This is a genomic window from Bradyrhizobium sp. DOA1 (assembly GCF_001593325.1).
In the GTDB taxonomy this organism is placed as follows: domain Bacteria; phylum Pseudomonadota; class Alphaproteobacteria; order Rhizobiales; family Xanthobacteraceae; genus Bradyrhizobium.
On record NZ_JXJM01000001.1, the window covers coordinates 5,486,625 to 5,506,994 of the forward strand.

20 protein-coding genes are annotated in these 20,370 nt (G+C 65.0%); 8 read left to right on the forward strand and 12 right to left on the reverse strand.

The genetic code is table 11. The features are described 5' to 3' along the window. Positions 1-116: 116 nt before the first annotated feature. The 8 genes from SE91_RS25555 to SE91_RS25590 all read right to left on the reverse strand — a co-directional run bounded on the left by SE91_RS25555 (position 117) and on the right by SE91_RS25590 (position 7,970). On the reverse strand, positions 117-857 hold the full coding sequence (locus SE91_RS25555; protein ID WP_060735074.1) for an ABC transporter ATP-binding protein: 741 nt from the start codon (positions 855-857) through the stop codon (positions 117-119). Beyond that, on the reverse strand, positions 854-1,693 hold the full coding sequence (locus SE91_RS25560) for an ABC transporter ATP-binding protein (RefSeq protein WP_061849571.1): 840 nt from the start codon (positions 1,691-1,693) through the stop codon (positions 854-856). The genes SE91_RS25555 and SE91_RS25560 overlap by 4 nt, the downstream gene beginning before the upstream one ends. Continuing rightward, a complete protein-coding gene (locus tag SE91_RS25565) occupies positions 1,693-3,516 on the reverse strand; it encodes an ABC transporter permease (RefSeq protein ID WP_061849572.1) in 1,824 nt (607 codons plus the stop codon). The genes SE91_RS25560 and SE91_RS25565 overlap by 1 nt, the downstream gene beginning before the upstream one ends. A gap of 53 nt (positions 3,517-3,569) precedes the next feature. Further along, on the reverse strand, positions 3,570-4,727 hold the full coding sequence (locus SE91_RS25570; RefSeq protein ID WP_061849573.1) for an ABC transporter substrate-binding protein: 1,158 nt from the start codon (positions 4,725-4,727) through the stop codon (positions 3,570-3,572). 59 nt (positions 4,728-4,786) lie between these two features. Beyond that, the gene (locus tag SE91_RS25575) at positions 4,787-5,365 is read right to left on the reverse strand and encodes an alkylhydroperoxidase domain protein (protein ID WP_061849574.1); all 579 of its coding nucleotides are present in this window, start codon (positions 5,363-5,365) and stop codon (positions 4,787-4,789) included. A gap of 13 nt (positions 5,366-5,378) precedes the next feature. Next, complete coding sequence (locus SE91_RS25580; protein WP_061849575.1) at positions 5,379-5,978, reverse strand: CMD domain protein; 600 nt, start codon at positions 5,976-5,978, stop codon at positions 5,379-5,381. Positions 5,979-6,015: 37 nt separating this feature from the next. Continuing rightward, positions 6,016-7,050 carry a putative FMN-dependent luciferase-like monooxygenase gene (locus SE91_RS25585; protein WP_061849576.1) on the reverse strand — a complete coding sequence of 345 codons (1,035 nt, stop codon included), beginning with the start codon at positions 7,048-7,050 and terminating at the stop codon, positions 6,016-6,018. A 137-nt stretch (positions 7,051-7,187) separates the two neighbouring features. Beyond that, entirely contained in the window at positions 7,188-7,970 is a 783-nt protein-coding gene (locus SE91_RS25590) for a MetQ/NlpA family ABC transporter substrate-binding protein (protein ID WP_008560476.1), read from the reverse strand. Positions 7,971-8,277: 307 nt separating this feature from the next. Between SE91_RS25590 and SE91_RS25595 the strand changes: the two genes are divergently transcribed. Continuing rightward, on the forward strand, positions 8,278-8,808 hold the full coding sequence (locus SE91_RS25595; protein WP_008560478.1) for a YciE/YciF ferroxidase family protein: 531 nt from the start codon (positions 8,278-8,280) through the stop codon (positions 8,806-8,808). Between the two features lie 149 nt (positions 8,809-8,957). Then, positions 8,958-10,748 (forward strand): peptide ABC transporter substrate-binding protein, encoded by a 1,791-nt coding sequence (locus SE91_RS25600; protein WP_061849577.1) that lies wholly within the window; start codon positions 8,958-8,960, stop codon positions 10,746-10,748. A 57-nt stretch (positions 10,749-10,805) separates the two neighbouring features. On the opposite strand, the gene SE91_RS25605 is transcribed toward SE91_RS25600, so the two are convergent. From SE91_RS25605 to SE91_RS25620, 4 genes are all read right to left on the reverse strand, one after another. After that, positions 10,806-11,663 (reverse strand): SDR family oxidoreductase, encoded by an 858-nt coding sequence (locus SE91_RS25605; RefSeq protein ID WP_061849578.1) that lies wholly within the window; start codon positions 11,661-11,663, stop codon positions 10,806-10,808. Positions 11,664-11,786: 123 nt separating this feature from the next. Further along, positions 11,787-12,026 (reverse strand): DUF3551 domain-containing protein, encoded by a 240-nt coding sequence (locus SE91_RS25610; protein WP_156489783.1) that lies wholly within the window; start codon positions 12,024-12,026, stop codon positions 11,787-11,789. 119 nt (positions 12,027-12,145) lie between these two features. After that, positions 12,146-12,355 (reverse strand): hypothetical protein, encoded by a 210-nt coding sequence (locus tag SE91_RS25615; protein ID WP_008560498.1) that lies wholly within the window; start codon positions 12,353-12,355, stop codon positions 12,146-12,148. Then, positions 12,352-13,176, reverse strand: coding sequence for an AraC family transcriptional regulator (locus SE91_RS25620; protein WP_060735071.1), 825 nt, complete (start codon positions 13,174-13,176; stop codon positions 12,352-12,354). Before SE91_RS25620 ends, SE91_RS25615 begins: the two co-directional genes overlap by 4 nt. Before the next feature lie 440 nt (positions 13,177-13,616). Between SE91_RS25620 and SE91_RS25625 the strand changes: the two genes are divergently transcribed. The 6 genes from SE91_RS25625 to SE91_RS25650 all read left to right on the forward strand — a co-directional run bounded on the left by SE91_RS25625 (position 13,617) and on the right by SE91_RS25650 (position 20,222). Next, positions 13,617-15,527 carry a PAS domain-containing sensor histidine kinase gene (locus tag SE91_RS25625; protein ID WP_061849580.1) on the forward strand — a complete coding sequence of 637 codons (1,911 nt, stop codon included), beginning with the start codon at positions 13,617-13,619 and terminating at the stop codon, positions 15,525-15,527. Further along, on the forward strand, positions 15,524-16,195 hold the full coding sequence (locus tag SE91_RS25630; protein WP_061849581.1) for a response regulator transcription factor: 672 nt from the start codon (positions 15,524-15,526) through the stop codon (positions 16,193-16,195). The genes SE91_RS25625 and SE91_RS25630 overlap by 4 nt, the downstream gene beginning before the upstream one ends. 101 nt (positions 16,196-16,296) lie before the next feature. Next, positions 16,297-16,677, forward strand: coding sequence for a response regulator transcription factor (locus tag SE91_RS25635; RefSeq protein WP_060735069.1), 381 nt, complete (start codon positions 16,297-16,299; stop codon positions 16,675-16,677). A 163-nt stretch (positions 16,678-16,840) separates the two neighbouring features. After that, on the forward strand, positions 16,841-18,730 hold the full coding sequence (locus SE91_RS25640) for an FUSC family protein (protein ID WP_061849582.1): 1,890 nt from the start codon (positions 16,841-16,843) through the stop codon (positions 18,728-18,730). After that, a complete protein-coding gene (locus SE91_RS25645; RefSeq protein ID WP_061849583.1) occupies positions 18,727-18,930 on the forward strand; it encodes a DUF1656 domain-containing protein in 204 nt (67 codons plus the stop codon). The genes SE91_RS25640 and SE91_RS25645 overlap by 4 nt, the downstream gene beginning before the upstream one ends. 11 nt (positions 18,931-18,941) lie before the next feature. Then, positions 18,942-20,222, forward strand: coding sequence for an HlyD family secretion protein (locus SE91_RS25650; RefSeq protein WP_061849584.1), 1,281 nt, complete (start codon positions 18,942-18,944; stop codon positions 20,220-20,222). The last annotated feature ends 148 nt before the right edge of the window (positions 20,223-20,370 follow it).

Consider the following 20,370-nt stretch of genomic DNA (forward strand, 5'->3'; position numbering starts at 1 on the left):
GAGTATGCGGGACGTCATGCCTGGGCTTGTCCCGGGCATCCACGGTCTTCGTGCAGCAAGGAAAGCCTTGGATGGCCGGGTCAAGCCCGGCCATGACGTTGTGGGGGCATTTAGGACTACGCCGCCTCGGAACCGCCGAGATAGGCGTCGCGGATGCGGGGATCGTCCTTCAATGTCCGCGCCGGGCCTGACAGCACGATCTTGCCGGTCTGAAGCACATAGGCTTCGTGCGCGATCTCCAGCGCGAGGCTGGCGTTTTGCTCGACCATGAACACCGAGACACCCTCCTGGTTGATGGTGCGGATCAGCTCCAGCACGCGATCGACATAAAGCGGCGACAGGCCCATGGTCGGCTCGTCCATCACGATCATGCGGGGGCGGCTCATCAGCGCGCGCGCCATCGCCACCATCTGCTGCTCGCCGCCGGAGAGTGAGCCGGCGCGCTGCGACAGGCGCTGGCCGAGTTTTGGGAACAGCGTGAGCATCCTGTCGAGATCCTGCGCCACCGCCTCGCGGTCGTTGCGCACGAACGCGCCCATCAGGATGTTCTCGCGGACGCTCATGTCGGCGAACAGCCGCCGCGCCTCCGGCACCGAGGCGATGCCGCGGCGGACGATCTGCGGCGTGGAGAGGCCTAGCAACGAAGCACCATCGAACGTCACGTCGCCGGAGCGCGGCTTCACCAGGCCCAGAATGATTTTCATCGTCGTCGATTTGCCGCTGGCATTGCCGCCGAGCAGACAGACGATGTGGCCGCGCGCGACCGTGATCGAGAGGTCGAAATGCACCTGGGCCTGGCCGTAGAAGGTATTGACGTTCGACAGCGCCAGCAGCGGTTCGGCGGAAGCGTTGGTCATGCCGCGCTCTCCTGCTTGGTCGCGAGGCCATGGCCGAGATAGGCCTCGATCACCTTTGGATCGCTCCGCACCTCCTCGCCCGGCCCTTCCGCGATCTTCTTGCCCTCGTCCATGACGATGACGCGGTCGGAGAGGCGCATCACCATCTCCAGCTTGTGCTCGATCAGGAGAATGGTCAGCCCTTCCGCTTTCAGCTCGGCGACGAGCGCCTGCATCTCCGCGGTCTCGGTCGGGTTCATGCCGGCGGTGGGCTCGTCGAGCAGCAAGAGGCGCGGCTTCAGTGCGAGCGCGCGGGCGATCTCGACGCGGCGGCGGTTGGCGTAGGACAGGCTGTAGGCCGGCTGGTCGATCCGCGGCAGCAGCCGCTCGCCGAAGCGCGCGACGATGGTCTTGACCTCCTCGCGCAGCCGTTCCTCTTCGTCCCGGACGCTGCCGGGACGCAGCAGCGCGAGGCCTAATTCCAGCAGTGGGCCGATCACCGGCACCGTCGGCTTCACGGCGCGCAGCCGCGTGTGCGCGCCGATCAGGACGTTATCCATCACGCTGAGATTGCCGAAGACGCGGCCGAGCTGGAAGGTGCGCGCGATGCCTTCGGCCGCAATCCGTTCCGGCGGCAGCCCCGTGATGTCCTGTCCCTCGAAGCGGACCTCGCCGGCATCCGGCCGATCGAGCCCCGTCACGAGGTTGAACAGCGTGGTCTTGCCCGCGCCGTTCGGGCCGATGATGCTGACGAGCTCGCCCTTGGTGAGGTCGAGATCGATGGCATCGACCGCGGTGAGACCGCCGAAGCGCCGGGTAAGACCGCGCAGGGACAGCATGGGCGCGTGCTCCGCCATCAGACCGTCCCCAGCAGGCCCTGCGGCCTGAACCGCACGAGCAGCAGCAGCACGATGCCGTAGATCAGGATGCGGTACTCCGCCGCGACCCGGAAGACTTCGGGCAGGCCGACCAGCGCGACCGATCCAAGGATCGCACCGACGACGTTGCCGAGGCCGCCGAGGATCACGACGGTCAGCGCCAGGATGGATTGCTGCGTGTTGAAGGTCTCGTGGTTGATGTAGGAATAAAGATGCGCGGCGATGCCGCCGCTGATTCCGGCGGCGAATCCGCCGAAGATGAAGGCGAGCGATTTGTAGCGGTTGAGGCCGAGGCCATAGGCGCGTGCGGCGATATCGTCGTCGCGGATGGCGCGGAAACTGCGGCCGAGATGCGAGCCGAGCAGGCGCCCCTGGAGCAGCGCGAGCACGACCATCACCGCGAGGCTGAACCAGTAGACCGACGTCGGGCTAATCAGATCGTAGCCGAACAGCGACAGCGGCGGGATGCCGGAGATGCCGATCGGCCCGCGTGTCACGCTTTCCCAGTTCAGGATCACCAGTGCCGCGATCTCGCCGATGGCGAGCGTTGCGATCGACACGTAGTGCCCGCGCAGGCGGAACGACGGCGAGATCAGGAGCGTGCCGAGCGCGGCACTCATCAGGCCGCCGCCGATGACCGCGAGCCCCACGGGAACGGCCAATGTCAGCGACAGCAACGCCGAGGTGTAGGCGCCGATCGCGAGCAATGCGGCATGGCCGAGCGATACCTGCCCCATCGTGCCCGCCACCAAAGTCAGACTCAGCGCAAGCATACCGAGCAGCCAGGCGTTGATCAGGGTCTGGAGCACGTAGAAGGACACCGGGAGCAGCGGCAGGATCGCGAAGCCGGCAACCGCGACCAATAGCACCCAGCGCGGAATATGCACCGGGCGACTCGGCGCGATGAACGTGCCGGTCAGCGGCTCGGGCGGCGCCTGCCGCGCGCTGACGAATAGGCCGTTCGGCCGCAGCACGAGCACCACGACCAGCAGCAGGAACGCGAATAGATTGCGATAGCTGGTGCCGAGCATGGCCACGCCGTAGCTCTCGACCAATCCGAGCAGAAGGCTGCCGATGACCGCGCCCGGCACGTTGCCGGCGCCGCCGACGACCTCAGCGACGACGCCCTTGAGCGTCGCCTGAAGGCTCATCGCAGTGTCGATCTGGTTGTAGTACATGCCGACCAGCAAGCCGGAGACGCCGCCGAGCGCCGCCGCAATGCCGAACACGGCTTGATTGACGCGGTTGACGTCGACGCCCATTTGCATGGCGGCATCGCGGTCCTGCGCAGTGGCACGCACGGCCCAGCCCAGCTTGGTGTAGCGCAGGAACACGAACAGCAGCAGCGCGCTGGTGAGGCCGACGCCGGCGATGAGCAGGTCGAGTGGTCCGATCGTCCCGCCACCGACCTGGAAGCGAACGTCGGGCAGCTGGCTCGGCAGCGCGCGCGGATTTGGCGAGAATGTCAGCATCACCAGCTGGTCGAGCACGAAACTGATGCCGATGGTCGCGAGCAACGGCGCGATGCGCACCGAATTCTGCAGCGGCCGCAGGCCAAAGCGCTCGATGATCAGCCCGACGACCGCCGCTGCCACGGCGACCACGATGATGGTGAGGGGCAACGGCGTGTGCAGCTGCACGACCGCGACCCAGCCGATATAGGCACCGACCAGATAGATCGACCCTTGTGCGAAGTTGATCAGCCGGCTGACGCCGAAGATCAGCGCGAGCCCGACCGCAACGAGCGCGTAGACATTGCCGACGATCAGCCCGTTGATGGTGTAGTCGAGCCAGGAGGACACGCAGCGTTCCTATCAGGGAGAAAGCAGCCGGAGCGATCGCGCCGGCCATTACATCAGGTCGGCTTGCCATCCCAGAGCGCGAACTGGCCCTTGCGCACGACGAGCTCGGCATTCATGGCGCCCTTGACGCGGCGGCTCTCGACGTCGAACGTCGCCTGGCCGAAGATGACGCTGGAGACGTCCTTCACCTTGGCGAAGGCGTCGCGGATGGCGCGGCGGTCGGTGCCGCCGATCTTCACCACGGCGGCCGCCATATTCATGGCGTCATAGGAATAAGCGTTGAACGCATCGGGCTCCTGCCCGTTATATTTCGCCTTGAAGCCCGCGATGAACTTCTTCACCTCTGGCCGCGGGTCTTCCGGGAAATAGCGCGTGCCGAGATGCACGTTCTCGACCGCTTCCCCGCCGAGCTCCAGGAATTTTGGCGAATAGACCGAGCTTGCGGCGCACATGGTCTGCTTCAGGCCGACCTGGCGCGCCTGACGCGCGATCAGCGCGCCGTCGGAATAATAGGAGATCAGGATCAGACCGTCGGGATTGGCATCGCGCACACGCACCAGCGTGGAGCGGAAGTCGCGCTCCTCTGCGATATAGCCCTCGGTCACCGCGATCTCGGCGCCATATTCCTTCGCCGCCTTGACGAAATAGTCCCGGCTGGTGCGGCCCCAATCGGTGTTGAGATGCAGCACCGCGAGTTTCTTCAGGCCGAGCCGCTTTACGGCGTAGGACGCCAGCAGCGGCTGCTCGTCGGCCTGGCTCACCGACGTGCTCCACATGAAGTCGCCGCCCTTGGTGAAATCGGGGTGCGAATTGGTGAAGCCGAACTGCACGAGGCCGCCGCGCTGATAGATCGGCGAGGCTGCCATCGAGGCGGGGCTGGAGAAATCGCCGAGCTCCATGACGATGCGGGGATCGGACACGAACTTCTGGGCGATCGCCACCGACTGGCGCGGATCGCTCTGGCTGTCCTCGAAGTGGTAGGCGAGCTTGCGGCCGTTAATGCCGCCGGCCGCGTGGATCTCGTCGAGCGCGAGATCAAAGCCCTGTTTCCACTGCGCGCCATATTGCGCATTCGGTCCGGTCAGGGGTCCGCTGACGCCGAGCAGGATCGGCTCGGAGGATTGCGCGAAGGCGGCGCGCGAGACCGCGGCTCCTGCCATCATGGTAGCAAGCGAGCCCTTGATCAGGGACCGACGATCGATGTTGCTCATGCACGGCTCCATCCATTCAGTGTTGATACAGTCAGCAATTCTTGTGCCGGGCGGCTTGCTTATTTCGAAGGCTCGCCGAGCGACAGCATCAGCCGGTTCGCCCAGCTGAAGAACGAGGCACCGTTGATGACGTCGACGATCTCGGCATCATCGAGACCAGCGCGGCGCAGCTCCTCGACATTGTCAGGGCCAAACGCGATCGGCGTTGCGGCCAACGCCACCGAGGCCTTGACGATTGCGTTCCAGCGCTCGCCGAGATCGGTCCCGACGCCCTCATCGAGCAGCCGCTGCACGTCGTCGCGGCGCTTGGAATAGGTGCTGGCAAAACGCGCATGCACCGAGGCGCAGTAGATGCAGCCATTGTAGCGCGAGGTCGCGGCCGCCGCGAGCTCGCGCTCGGCGCGCGGCAGGCCGTCGGCGACGTTGTAGAAGATGTCCTTGTCGGTCTTGGTGCGCGCTTCCAGCACCTCGGGATCGCGCACCAGCAGGCGGAAATATTCCGACTTGGCGCGGGCGCGGTCGACGAGGCCGGCGAAATGCCGTTCAGTCAGCTCGGCCTCGGGCAGCGGATCGATCCACGAGACCCAGCCGAGCTCGTCCTGGGTGAAGACGGCGGGTGGATTGACGGGAGCGCTCATGTGCAGACTCCTCTCATGCGCTCGCAGCGGCGAGCGTGCGCAGGCCGCTGACGATGCGCAGCTGGAACGACAGGAACGCAACCAGCTGGGACAAGGTGACGATGCCGGTGGTCGACCAGCTGGCGGCCAGCAGCGCCTTCATGTCTGCGGAGGCGGCATCGCGCGGACGAAACACCAGGAGATGCGCATGCTCGAACGCCGCCACGAGCCGGGCGCCGAGTTCGGGCTTGCGCTCCGCGCTGACGCGATAGATCAGACCGGCCTTGTTCTCGATCGACAAGGGGCCAGCCGGAAAGGCGCCATAGGGGCCCGAGGTCCGGCCGCGCTCGATCTCGACCTGGATCGCCTCGGCAAGCGCCGCGCCATCCGTAGTCGCGGCAAGCTTCTCCCGATAGAAGGACGCGACGGGCGACTCGCGATGCAGTCCGGTCACGAAGGCCGCGACCGCGAAGCGCTCCGCAAGCGAGAAGTCACTCGCATCGATCGGCTCGAACAAGGCGAGATAGCTCTTATGCGCATTCTCGCGCGCCTGCAGGCGGTGTGCGCGGATGGCATCCAGAGCCGAGCCCGGCTCGATCCCGGCGAGCGTGTCGATGATATCCTTGGTGCTCATCCTTCAGCCTCGTGCAACGCGATCCCATTGATTCCGACTAGCCCGCCAACGCCACGCCAGGTGCGGTTCGGGTCCAGCCCAGCGCCGGTGCGACCTTCTCCGCGACCAGCTCGATCGAACGCAAAGTATAGGGGTGCGGCGCGTCGACCGAATGCGCCTGGAACACCAGATCGGTCACCCGATCGAGCGTGGCGTCGGCGCGGAGCGAGGCGATGACACCTTCGACAGCGCCGACATGGGTGTCGAACGCTGTGATCATCTCCTCGAGCGTCTCGCCCGGCCTGGCGTGACCGCCTTTGAGGAATTGCGGCAGCGCGCGCCGCAATCCAATGTCCGCAAGCCGCATCGCTTCGGCATGGTCGTCGGCGACAAAGACGCTGCGCGAGGCCATGATGCGGGGCTCGCATCCCGCCGGCAGCGCCGCGAGATAGGCATCGATGATCGGATTCTGGATTTCGGCCAGTGTCGCGCGCGGCGCCTCCTTGGTTCGCGGCTGCGTGCGCGACAGCAACAGGCCATCGCCCGCCTTGCCGGCCCGGGCGCCGCCCGCGACGGAGAATGTCGCCTGCCAGATGCGCCCGTCCATTTCCGGCCGTTGCGGATAGAGCGTGTCGCCACCATCGAGAGGCTTGCCGACCAGCGCGGCGCGGACCACCTCCAGATTGCGGGCGAAGATCTCGTTGCGCTGCGCGCTGTCGAGGCCGAACGCGGCGAAGGCCGACGGATTGCCGCCGGTGCCAACGCCAAGCTCGAAGCGGCCGTTGCAGAGCAGGTCGAGCACCGCGGCGTCCTCCGCGACCCGGACCGCATTCTCCAGCGGCAGCGTGACGATGCCGGTGCCGAGGCGGATGCGCGAGGTCTGCGCGGCGACGTAGCCGAGGAAGGCAAAGGGCGACGGCAGGCCGCCTTCGCGCTCGTGGAAATGGTGCTGCGCGATCCAGGCGGAATCGAGCCCGGCCTCCTCCGCGCGCACGATCTGTTCGGCGGCGAAGCGATAGCGCTCGGCCGGCGACGCCTCGTCGAGCAGGCGCGTGAAGAAGCCCAGTCGTTTCAGGTTTGCAAAGCGTTTCATACGACCCCTGTCGGGCGAGGATGGGCCCCGATGATGTCGGTTGCCGCAGGTCCAGACAAGCGGGCATTGCGCAAGGCTCATACGCAAGGCTGCCCGCCGGGATCGTCCCCGCACTGAAGCCGGACTGGGCAGACTGCCTACCAGCTCGGCAGCACCGCGCCCTTGAACTTGGTCAGGACGAACTCCTTGACCTCCGGCGTGCGATAGCTGTCCACGAGAGTCTTGACCCAGGGCTTGTCCTTGTCCGCGGTGCGAACGGCGATCAGGTTGACATAGGGCCCCTTCGGGTCCTCGCGCAGGATCGGGTCCTTGACGGGATCGAGGCCCGCCTGAGTTGCGTAATTGGTGTTGATCGCGGCGGCATCGACGTCGTCCAGCGCGCGCGGCGCCTGCGCCGCATCGACCTCGATGAATTTCAGCTTCTTGGGATTGTCGGTGATGTCGAGCACCGTCGGCTTGAAGCCGGTGCCGTCCTTCAGCTTGATCACGCCCTTGTCGCGCAGCAGCAACAGCACGCGGCCGCCATTGGTCGGATCATTTGGGATGGAGACCTTGCCGCCCTCGGGGATGTCGGCGAAGGCCTTGTGCTTCTTCGAATAGACGCCGATCGGGAAGTTCACGGTGAGCGCGACAGCCTCGATCTTGTAGCCGCGGTCGGCCTTCTGATTGTCCAGGTAAGGTTGGTTCTGGAACGAATTGGCCTGGATCTCGCCGGCATCGAGCGCGGCGTTGGGCACGACATAGTCGGAGAACTCGATCAGCTGGAGGTCGAGGCCCTGCTTGGCCGCGATCGGCTTCACCGCCTCCAGGATTTGCGCGTGCGGTCCCGGCGTGACGCCGATTTTGATGGTCTCGGCGCTCGCGGCGGCGGACCAGGCAGCGAGCAGGATCGAGAGGATCAGCGGTGAACGAAACGACATCTTGGTCTCCGTGCAATCTTCGGAAATCGATGGAACCGTATTCGCTTCTCTGCAGTGCGAAATCAATGAAATGGAAATCCATATTAGGCGCCTGTCGCGGGCACGCCTTCTCCATTCGGCGGCAAACGGGAAACGAATTCGCAGGCGCTCTCGATCAGAACCTCCGGTGTCCCATGGCCGCCCCGAGCGCTTGGCAGAATGTTCCTCTGCGTTGCCCGCCGGATTGCAGGCATGTCGCTCACTCGGACGGGAACAGCTGCCGGCCTGCGGCGTTCCACTGCCATCATTGTAGAACAGGAGTCTTTTTATGGGTTTCTTCACCAAGGACATCAAATCGATGGAGGACTTGCTGATCCACGGCCTCCAGGACATCTACTATGCCGAACAGCAGATCCTGAAATCGCTGCCGACGATGATCGAGAAGGCCACCAACAGGGACCTCGTCGCCGGCCTGAAGGCGCATCTGGAGGAGACGCGCAAGCAGGTCGAACGGCTCGAGAAGGTGTTCGCCAAGCTCGGCAAGGAGGCGAGCGGAACCCACTGCCCGGCCATCGACGGTCTCATCAAGGAGGCCGACGAGACCGCCGGCGAGATCGAGGACAAGGCCGTGCTCGATGCCGCCATCGTCGCGAACGCGCAGGCCGTCGAGCACTATGAGATGTGCCGCTACGGCACGCTGATCGCATGGGCCGAGGAGCTCGGCCACGACGAGATCGTGCGCTTCCTCACCACCAATCTGAACGAGGAGAAGGCCGCGAACACCAAGCTCAACACGGTGGCGCTGCGCAAGGGCGTCAATGCCAAGGCTTCCGACGCGAAGGCTTCCAACGCCGCGTGACGACGAGATGGCGGCTCCCCCTGCGGAGCCGCCACGGTCGCGGACGAGGTTGCGCCGTCTCGCTGCGACATCTTCGACTCCCCCATGCTCCCCTCCTGAGCTAGAGTGCGTCACGGCCGGTGACAACTTTCAAGCGTGGGGAGCATCCGATGAACGAGAAGGACATCCGCAATCTGATCGCGGAGGTGAAGCAAGGCACGCTGTCGCGACGCTCCTTCATCCAGCGCGTTGCCGCGATCGGGATCACCGCGCCGATCGCGAGCCAGATCCTGGTCTGGCACGACGTGGCGATGGCCGACGCCAGGCTCCCATACAAACCGACCAAGGCCGGCGGCGGTGGCCCGCTCAAGGTCCTGCTCTGGCAGGCCCCGACCTTGCTCAATCCGCATTTCGCGATCGGCACCAAGGACCAGATCGCCTCGCGAATCTTCTTTGAGCCGCTCGCCGGCTGGGACAAGGACGGCAACCTCATCCCCTGCCTTGCCGCCGAGGCTCCGACGAAGGCAAACGGCGGCATTGCGGCAGACGGCATGAGCGTGACCTGGAAGCTCAAGCAGGGCGTCAAGTGGCATGACGGCAAGCCCTTCACCGCCGACGACGTCGTGTTCACCTGGCAATACGCCGCGGACCTCGCGACCGCGGCCTATACGACGGGATCGTACAAGGACATCAAGGTCGAGAAGATCGACGACTACACCGTCAAGGTGATCTTCAAGGCGCCAACGCCGTTCTGGGCCGATCCCTTCGTCGGCGGCTCGGTCGGCCAGATCCTGCCGAAGCATCATTTCGGCGACTATGTCGGCGCCAAGTCGCGCGAGGCGCCGGCGAATCTGAAGCCGGTCGGCACCGGTCCGTACAAGTTCGTCGAGTTCAAGCCGGGCGACCTGATCCGCGCCGAACGCAATCCCGATTATCACATCAAGAATCAACCGCATTTCGACACGCTTGAGGTCAAGGGCGGCGGCGACGCGGTCTCCGCGGCGCGCGCAGTGTTGCAGACTGCCGAGTACGACTTTGCCTGGAACATGCAGGTGGAGGAGGAAGTCCTCAAGCGCATGGAGGCGGGCGGCAAAGGCAAGCTCGACATCACGCCTTCCGGCAATGTCGAATTCATCATCCTCAACACGACGGATCCCTGGACCGAGGTCGACGGCGAGCGTTCGAGCGTCAAGACCAAGCACCCGACGCTGTCAGATCCCGCCGTTCGCCGCGCGATCAACCTGTTGATCGATCGCGATTCGATCCAGAAGTTCATCTACGGACGCGGCGCCATCGCAACCGCGAGCTTCGTCAACGCGCCCAAGCAGTTCAAGTCTCCCAAGCTGAAATACGAGTTCGACATCGACAAGGCCAACAAGATCCTCGACGAGGCCGGCTGGACCAGGGGCGCGGACGGCATCCGCGAGAAGGACGGCAAGAGGCTCAAATACGTCTTCCAGACCTCCACAAACGCCCCGCGGCAGAAGACCCAGGCCATCATCAAGCAGGCCTGCCAGAAGGCCGGCATCGACATCGAGATCAAGGCGGTCACGGCATCGGTGTTCTTCTCATCGGACGTCGGCAACCCCGACACCTATTCGAAATTCTACGCCGACATGGAGATGTACAATACGACGCAGCCGCAGCCCGATCCGGAGCGGTTGCTGAACCAGTGCGTGTCCTGGGAGATCGCCACCAAGGACAACAAATGGCTGGGCCGCAACAATTCGCGCTATTCCGATCCCGAAGCCGACAAGGCCTACAAGGCCGCGCAGAACGAGCTCGATCCCGCCAAACGCGCCGCGCTGCTGATGAAGGTTGACGAGATCTTCTGCGGGGCCAACGTGTTCCTGCCGCTGCTGTCGCGGCACATCGTCAACGCCAGCGTCAACAATCTCATGATCGACATTTCGGGATGGGACACCATCACGTGGAATCTGGCGGCGTGGCATCGCAGCTGAGGCCGGCACGACCGCGGGGGGTCCTCCCCGCAGTCACGCCTTCCTGTATGCCGAGAGTTAGATAAACGGCTTGCCACCGGTGACGGCGAGCGTCGCCCCCGATGTGTAGCTCGAGAGCGGATCCGCGAGCATGACATAGGCCGTGGCGAGCTCGGCCGGCTGGCCGGCGCGCTGCATCGGGACCTGCTTGCCGAAATTCTTGACCCTGTCCTCCGACATCGTGGAGGGAATCAGCGGCGTCCAGATCGGACCCGGGGCGACCGCGTTAACCCGAATGCCCTTCTCCGCCAGCATCTGGGCAAGCCCGCCGGTGAAGTTCTGGATGGCTCCCTTGGTGGTGGCATAGGCGAGCAGGCTGGGATTCGGCATGTCGGAGTTCACCGAGGCCGTGTTCACGATGGCCGCGCCCGGACGCATATGCGGGACGGCGGCCTTGGTCAGATAGAACATGGCGTGGATGTTGGTCTCGAACGTGAGCTGCCATTCCTCGTCGCTGATATCGGCAATATCCTTGAACGTCGCCTGATGAGCGGCATTGTTGACGAGGATGTCGATGCCGCCGAGTTCCTCGACGGTGCGCCGGACGATGGTGCGGCAATGCTCGGGATTGCGGATGTCACCGGGGATCAGGACGGCTTTGCGTCCCTCCCGCTCGACCAGCGCCTTGACCTCGGCGGCATCCTCGTCCTCGTTCAAATAGGAGATGACGATGTCGGCGCCTTCCCTTGCATAGGCGATCGCGACGGCGCGGCCAATCCCGCTGTCACCGCCAGTGATGATCGCTTTCTTTCCAGCCAGGCGTCCCGCCCCCTTGTAACTCTCCTCGCCGTGATCCGGCTTCGGATCCATCGCCCGGGTCGAGCCGGGCATCGGTTGCTGCTGCGCAGGAAAAGGGGGTTTTGGATAGTGGGTCATGTGAGCGCTCCGGGCGTTTGTTCCGCTAACGGGGAGCGGAAGGAAGCGTTCCTCCGACGTCCAACGGCTGTGCGAGAGCGCACTTGGACGATTTGACAATCGTAGCCTCGGCCAGACGCAGCCTCAATGCTCGTGCCGACCCGCCCGATCTGCGTTCTTGTCGTCGGCGGCCTCACGGACGCACTCCGCTTCCGCACCCGTCATGCTTTTCATGCACAGGGCCAGTGTTGCAAAGCCGCAGGTTTGATGCCCGTCATCGAGGAGGCAGAAGCGGTCGCCATACGGCTCCGGCGGCTCGAGCGTCGCCTCGGAAATGCCGATGATCGCAACGAGCGCACCGCCGAACATCAGCGATGAAATCACATGTCGTCGCCTCGCCATCATCATTCTCCTGGTTCGCATTCCGGCCCGGCGTCGTTCGGGTATTGCGCCGCCGCTGCATCGTTGCAGGCCGATCGCACGATCGGCCGATCCGTTGCCTGCTATCGCGCGACAACTGCGACGGTGGCTCTGCAGAAGCTGAAGATGAAGCGGCCATAGAGCGCGCCGAGCCCCAGCCCTGAAGAAGCCAGACGGTAGGAATTGCCAAGAGCACGGGCAATTTCGAGCCAGCCCGTGACCTCGTTGTGCGCGGGCGTCATGTGGATGCCGGCCAGCGGCAACATCAGCAGCTGAATTGCGATCTCGGTCATGACGGCACAGCTTCCGCGCGCGGCAGCGGCATGAATTGCGCCAGATAGGCGCTGCGCCATTGATAGGGCGTATCGCCGACGAACCGCTTGAACACCGTCGTGAAGTGCGCCTGGGTCTGGAATCCCACCGTCAAGGCGGTGTCGACCAGCGAGACGTCGCCTTGCTTCAGCAGTTCCTGGGCACGCTCGATCCGGCGCTTCAACAGAAATTCGTGAGGCCGCATGCCGACCGCCGCCCGGAACTGCGCGGCAAAGTGCATCCGGCTGAGCCCGGCAACGGCGGCGAGCTGCTCCAGCGTGATCTTCGCGCCCAGATTTTCGTCGACATATTGCATCACGCGCTTGAGGCGCCATTTCTGCAACGACCGTACGGTGCGGCACGCACGGCCTTCACGCTCGTCGTTATCGGGCTCGGCCTCACTGCGCTGAGTCACGGTCTGTGCGCTGGCGCGGCGGGTCACAATGGCAAGACGCAACGCATCGGCGAGGATGGCCGAATGGGGATGGTGCATGATCTCGGTCGCCGCGAGCGCGTCCGAAAGCCGCCGCATCACGGGATCCGTGGACTCCTCTGCACCGCATTCCCGATCGAGCCGCTTGGCAGACACCCTGAAGCCGGACTCGCGAGCGGACCTCTGCATATCCGGCGCCTCGATGGCGAGTGCAACATCGAGGTGAACCAGAGACATCGTCGTCCCCTCCTTGCCGGCCTGACCGGAATATCCCGAGCGCCGGCGCCTGCTGCCGTCGATCTCCGAGACATCGATCGAGCCGAATGCATGATCCTTGGTGGTAAGCGGCTGTGACAGCTGTAGCGACATCGTCGAAGCTCCTTGTCCCGTTTCGATCCGGCGAAAGCCTGGCCGGCTTGTCCGAACGTCATGGGAGCAGAGTAATTCGACGGGCCGCGCGCTCCATTCTACGCGCGGGTGGACCGATAGGTTCTCGGGTTGATCGCATCATACCTAGGTATGATCGCAGCGAGGCCGCTGAGTTGACCAGCGGCCGGACGCCGTCCAAGCATTGACGAATCGACCGACGGCGCTGCGCGATGCACCTGCGGTAAGTTGACGCGCCACCGCTGGGGAAAATCGCGGAGAATCGCTGTTTTTCGAGAGATTGCCTGCCCCATTGGCCGCGCGGCCTCCGACCGGTCATGCGGTCTTCCAAGAGAGCACGAAAATCACGCATCCAGATGTTGTCGGCGCGGTGAAATCGCGGCATCAACGCCGTGAAATGACGCGAACGACGACCAGCGACGATGACGACTCCTGATCGGGCCACGGGCTCGTCCATGAGCCGCGCCGGCCTGCGGTTCTGGTCCGCAATGCTCGCCGTCGCGGTTTTCCTCATCGATGTCCTGACGCCGCTCGAAGGCGCGGTCGCCGTTCTCTATGTCGTTGCGATCCTGCTCGCTGCGCGGACGAACCGGCGCAATGACATCGTGGTCGCGGCGAGCGGCTGCGCGGTGCTGACGATCACGGCCTATCTGCTCTCGCATGATCTCCAGCACATCGCCTCGCCGGCCCTTCGTGCCGTGGTGAGCCTTGCGGCCATCACCATCACCACGCTGCTGGCGCTGCAGAACCATGCCGCAACCAACCGCCTGGCGGCGCAGGCGCGCCTGCTCAACCTCTCGCATGACATGATCTTCGTCCGCGATCGCGCCGGCATGATCAGCTTCTGGAACAAGGCCGCGGAGCAGACCTATGGCTGGCCGGCCGGTGATGCGCTCGGGCGCTCCGCCGACGCGTTGCTGCGGACCACCTATCCCGACAAGCGAGAGGCAATCGAGCGTGTTCTGCTCGAGACCGGCCGCTGGGAAGGCAGAGTGGAGCAGCGCACGAAGGACGGTGCTACACTCATGGTCGATGCCCGCTGGGCCGTGCAGCACGACGATCTCGGCAAGCCGGTCGGCGTGCTTGAAACGCACACCGACGTCACGGATCGTGTGGCGGCGCACAGCGCCCTGGTGCAGAGCGAGCAGCGATACCGCCGGATGTTCGACGCAAGCCGGATCGGCGTGGTGGAGGAGGACTGGACCGAGGTACGGGCCACGCTGAACGCGCTGGACACTGGCGGCGCCGGCTTGCGCAATCATTTGGCGCGACATCCCGATATCGTCCGCTCTGCCCGCCGGCTCGCCAAAATCACCGATGTCAATCCGGCCATGCAGAAGATGGCAGGCGCGGACGGCTCTTCGGCCTTCATCGCCAATGTCGACAAACTCCTCGGCCAGAACGACCGCAGCTTTCTCGGCGCATTACTGGCATTCGCCGAAGGCGAACCCTTTTACGAAGGCGAGACTGAGATCGTCAGGCTGGACGGACGCAAGGTCCCCGTGCTGTTCACGATCACCTTTCCGGCAGAGCCGGATGGAGATCGTAACGTGCTCGCCTTCGTCATCGATATCACCGAGCGCAGGCAGGCGCAGGATGCGCTGCTCGCCGCGCAAGCGGATCTCGCGCATGCGGCGCGCGTCGCCACCTTGGGCGAGATCAGCGCCTCCATTGCCCACGAGGTGAACCAGCCGCTGGCAGCGATCGTCACCAGCGGCGAAGCCGGCCTGCGGTGGCTGCGGCGCGACGTGCCCGATCTGAAGGAGGTCGCGACCACGATGGGCCACGTTGTCGCTCAGGGCCGGCGAGCCAGTGAGATCGTGGCCCGCATCCGCAATTTCCTCAAGAAAGCACCGCCCCAGAAGGATCAGCTGCAGATCAGCGAGATCATCGAGGAAGCCACGTCCCTCGTGGCGCGCGAGTTCGCAAAGGACGACGTCGTCCTCGCCATCGAGACGGAACCTGGCCTGCCGCCGATCCGTGGCGACCGGATCCAACTGCAACAGGTGCTCGTCAATCTGCTGATCAATGCCGGCCAGGCCATGTCGGGCCAATCCGGTTCCCGCGTCGTCACGCTGCGCACCGGCACCGCCGATGGGGAGAGCATCGTCATCACGGTGCAGGACAACGGCCCCGGCATCAGCCCTGACGACCTGCCGCGCCTGTTCGATCCGTTCTTTACGACCAAGCGCGGCGGAATGGGCATGGGACTTGCGATCTGCCGAACGACGGTGGAAGCTCATGGCGGCCAATTGTCGGCAGAGAGCATCCCCGGCTCGGGAGCGACATTCCGCCTGACACTGCCCTTCAGCCAACAGCAAGCCTCGCCATGACACGACCAAGCCAGCCGCATTCGCCGGCCCCCCCCTCCCGTTCCGTCGTCATCATCGTCGATGACGACGCGGGCATTCGCGCCTCGCTCGACAGCCTATTCCGGTCCGTCGGTCTGGAGACACGCCTGTTCGGCTCACCGGCCGAACTGCTTGGCGGCACGCTGCCTGACGGCCCCGGCTGTATCGTGCTGGACGTCAGGCTCCCGGGCGTGAGCGGGCTCGACCTCCAGGGCCAATTGACCCGCCAGGGCATCAACTATCCCATCATATTCATGACCGGCCATGGCGACATTCCCATGTCGGTGCGCGCCATGAAGGCCGGCGCGGTCGACTTCCTCGCCAAGCCGTTTCGCGACCAGGACATGCTCGACGCCGTGACCGCGGCGCTCGAACGCGATGCGCAGTACCGGGCTGAAACCTCGGCGAAGGAGGATATCCGGACCCAATACGAGACCTTGACTGCACGCGAGCGCGAGGTCATGGGCCATGTTACCGCCGGGTTGATGAACAAGCAGGTCGCCGGCCTGATCGGCCTGAGCGAGATCACGGTCAAGATCCACCGCGGGAACGTCATGCGCAAGATGGGGGTTAAGTCGCTGGCCGACCTCGTTCGCAAGGCCGAGGCGCTCGGGGTTTCCCAGACCCGCAGGACTACGGACCAAACCTGAGTATAGTTTCGGCAAGGCTGCTCCGCGGTCATATAAGGAGCTATCGGCCGCGCAATGGGAGATGTCCTCCTTGCGGAACACCGCGGTCAGGATGTGTGCCAATGGCCAAGACCCCGGTGATTGCGATCGTGGACGACGACGAAGGCGTTCGCACCTCGCTCGCGAGCCTGGTGCGTTCGCTCGGCTATGAGGCGCATGCCTATGAATCCGGAGTCGATTTCCTGCGGCAACCGCCGGGAAACGATCCGGAATGCATGATCGCCGACGTCCAAATGCCGGCCATGACCGGTGACGAGATGCAGGCGCAGCTGGTTGCCTCCGGTCGCCGTTTCCCGATCATCTTCATGACGGCGTTTCCGAGCGAGACGGTGCGCCAGCGGGTGATGGCCGCAGGCGCACACTGCTATCTCGGCAAGCCCTCGAGCGGCGACGAGATCATCCGCTGCCTCGAAGAGGCGCTGGCGGGCGACGCACCGCACTAGCCAGTTCCCCCTTTTGATGAACGCAGACCGTCTTCGGATGCCCGACGTGCATTCCGGCAATCGGATGGGTGGCGCGGAAAGACCGACGGGGAATACCAGCCCAATAGTCGCGTGAAGTCACGACATTGGCGGTGCCACCTGCGCCGCCAAAGGACGCTCCGCGATGCAAGTGAACTCCAGCAGTGCCGTTGCCCAGGCGCGCCCATGGCTCCTCGCCGGCTTGCCGGCGAGGTCCTGGGTCTTCGCGCTGCGCGTGTGGCTGGCAATGCTCCTTGCGCTCTATGTGAGCTTTTGGCTCGAGCTCGAATCCCCCTCCTCGGCGGCCCTGACTGTCGCGGTGCTGGCGCTGCCCACACGCGGCCAGGGCATGGAAAAGGCTGGCTACCGGCTGCTCGCCACGGCCATCGGCGTGGCGGCATCGATCGCGATCGCCGGCATGTTTTCGCAGACCGGCGGTATGCTGCTGGCGGCATTTGCCGTCTGGATCGGCCTCTGCGTCTATGTGGCGGGGATGCTGGATGGGAACCGCGCCTATGCGGCGGCTCTCTCCTGCATCACGGTTGCCCTGATCGCCATCGAGCAGATCGACAGCCCGCTGCAAGTGTTTCCCACCGGTGTCGCGCGCGGCGCCGCCATCGGCATCGGTGTCCTTGCGGTGGCCCTGGTCAACGAAGTGCTGGCCGCGCCTGACTATCATCCGGTTCTCGCAAGCCGCCTCGAGGCGCTGCATCGCCGCGTCATGGATTTCGCGCATGCCGCCATCCGCGGCGAAGCTGCATCCACACAGGACGCAGCACACCTGCTGCGTGACATCGTGGCACTGCGTCCGGAGATCGCGAGCCTCACCACGGAATCGAGCGTCGGCACGGCACGAACGGCAGCCGCGCGCTCGGCCATGGTGCACCTCGTGAACCAGCTGGCGCTCGCCCGCGTATTTGTGGCGCTGCCGGCCGTATCCGTAACCCCGGATGATCGTCATGGCAGCCTGCTGGCGATGTCCAGGGCTCACCTACGCAGCGAGATCGCCCGCGCGAATGACGAGCCGTGCCGCAGCCTCGCGGCGATGCGGGCCGGCGAGCATCCGTTGCGGCAATGGCGCGCGCCGCTGTACCGCTCGCGCCGCATCGCGGGCGAAGGCGCGGTCAGGGCCGCGATCCACTTCATGCTCGTTGCAATCATCTTCGTGATGGCGGGATGGCCGTCCACGGAGCTCTGTCTGGCGCTCGCTGCGGTCATCATCGGCTTGAGCTCTACGGCTCCAGATCCGCGCGGCTTCACGATGCTGGCGGTCCTTGCCATGCCGCCGGCCTGTCTGCTCGCCGGCGGCCTGAAGTATCTGGTCTTCAACGGCGTTTCCGAGTTTCAGCTGCTGGCGATCGGCCTTGCGCCTGTCGTGATCGGCCTGGCGCTGCTGATTGCGTCGCCGAACCCCGCGCGATCATCGCTCGGCCGACTCATCCTCGTCTTCACCCTCGCCGTGCTCGCGCCGAGCAATCCCCAGAACTACGATCCCGAAACATTTCTGGTCACATGCCTGTTTGCCCAGCTGTCCGCGGTTCTGGCGTTTGCGACGCAGCTCGTGCTGCCGTCCTTGTCCAACGATCGGCGCACCAGCCTGCTGCTGGGCGCGGCGCATCGCGAGCTGAACCGCCTGGTTTCCGGAGAAGTCCGGCACTTAGCGCCCGAGGAAGCAGCGTTTCGCGATGCCGCGCGTGTGGGACAAATCTTGGCCGCCAGCGCCGACTCGGCGGCCCACCAGCGGGCCGTCGCAGAGGCCATGCGCTGCTTCGATCAGGCAGTGGCGCTACGACGGTGCCGCGCCGAGCTCGACCGGCTGGCGGCAGGCCCACTCACCGAAGCCGCACGCGCCGCGAGAACCGCCCTCGCTTTTCGGAATGACCGCGCAACGCTGGCCGCCGCCGAGGCGCTGCGTCTGGCGGCATCGGAGCGTCACCTCACCGTCGAACCCGCGCTTGCCGCACTCGTTTCGACGAGCGTCGCGTTCGGACCGCAACAGACTTTCGCCGGCCCCCGCAGGGAGGAGCGGCAGTGACGAACACCTATCGCGAGCTCGTCATCGGCGGCGTCCTCATCGCGCCCATCGTGTCCTACGCCGTCATAGCGCTGATGGCGTTCCTGCTGCTTCGCCCCGTGCTGCGGCTGGTCGGATTCGCCAGATTGTTCAGCAACCCGTCGTTGGCCGAGCTCAGCCTCTACGTGGCGATGTTCGGGTTGCTCGCCTTGTTGCTCTAGCGAGAAAAGCCATGGCTACTGCCCTGCCCCAAGATTCTGCGTCGGTCGATGACGAGGCACGAGCCGGCGCCGCCGACACGATCGACCGCGCCGGCCTCGAACAGCCCATGGCGCGCGATACCGGCGACCGCAGCACCGGCGGCAGCGCATCTTGGCAATCCGCATCGTCCCCGAAGTCGCAGCGCAGGACCATCCGACGGCTGATGGCCGGGGCCAGCAAGCATCTTGCGACCCTCGGCATCGCGCTGGTCGCCGTCTGGATCGCGGTCGCGACATGGGAGCACTACGTAAGCGCGCCCTGGACACGCAATGGCAGCGTTCGCGTGCAGGTCGCCAACGTCGCACCGCAGGTCTCGGGCAAGATCATGGAGCTGCGGGTGGCCGACAACCAGTTCGTCAACAAGGGCGACGTCCTCTACGTCATCGATCCCTTCGACTTCGATGTCGCCGTCCGCATCGACAAGGCGCTAGTCGACCAGCGGGCGGCGGATCTGGAGGTGAAGCAGGCCGAGTTCGACCGTCGCCAGCACCTCTCGGACCTGGCCACGACGCCGGAGGAGCAGCAGATCTTTGCCGGCAATGCAGCGCAGGCAAAAGCTGCCTTCGAGGCCGCGGCGCACCAGCTCGCACAGGCCGAGCTAAACCTGAAGCGGACCAATGTGGTCAGCCCTGTCGACGGCTACGTCACCAACCTGCTGTTGCGCGTCGGAGACTATGCGACAACAGGCGTGAGCAATATCTCCGTCATCGATTCCAACAGCTTCTGGATCGACGGCTATTTCGAGGAGACCAAGATGGCGCGCGTCTGCGTCGGCGATCGCGCGGAGGCCCAGCTCGTCGGCTATTCCAGGCCCATTCTCGCACACGTGAAAACCGTGACGCGCGGCGTGAGCGTGTCGAACGCCGCAGTCGGCACGCAAGGCCTTCCCAATGTCGACCCGATCTACACCTGGGTGCGGCTTGCCCAGCGTGTTCCAGTGCGCCTCGCCATCGACACGGTGCCGCCGGACGTGCCGCTCGTCTCCGGCATGACCGCCACGGTGACGATCCGGCAGCCCGGCGCGGATGATCGGCAAACCTGGACCCGACGCCTCCGTGCGGCGCTCATCGATCCGATCTTCGATGTGTTCGGCGCCGGAAATCCATCCCGCCCGGATTGCCTCCAATCTGCGTCCCAACAGCCTGCCGAGGTGAGCACGCTTCCCTATGCGCGGGTGCCAGCGATTCCGTCGGCGGAGAAGCTCGCGCCGGGCCTCACGCCCGGCATTGACGCCTCGCCTCGGCTGCCCTGAACCGCCCGGTTTTCGGAGCGCGGGATTGCGGCTCCTGAACCGCCCGGCCTTATGCATAGGCCTTTGATTTTTTTGCTTAATCGGCAGTCTTGAGCCTCCGGCCGCACCTGCCGCATTCGCAAAATCTAACACGATTTAAGCAACTCTA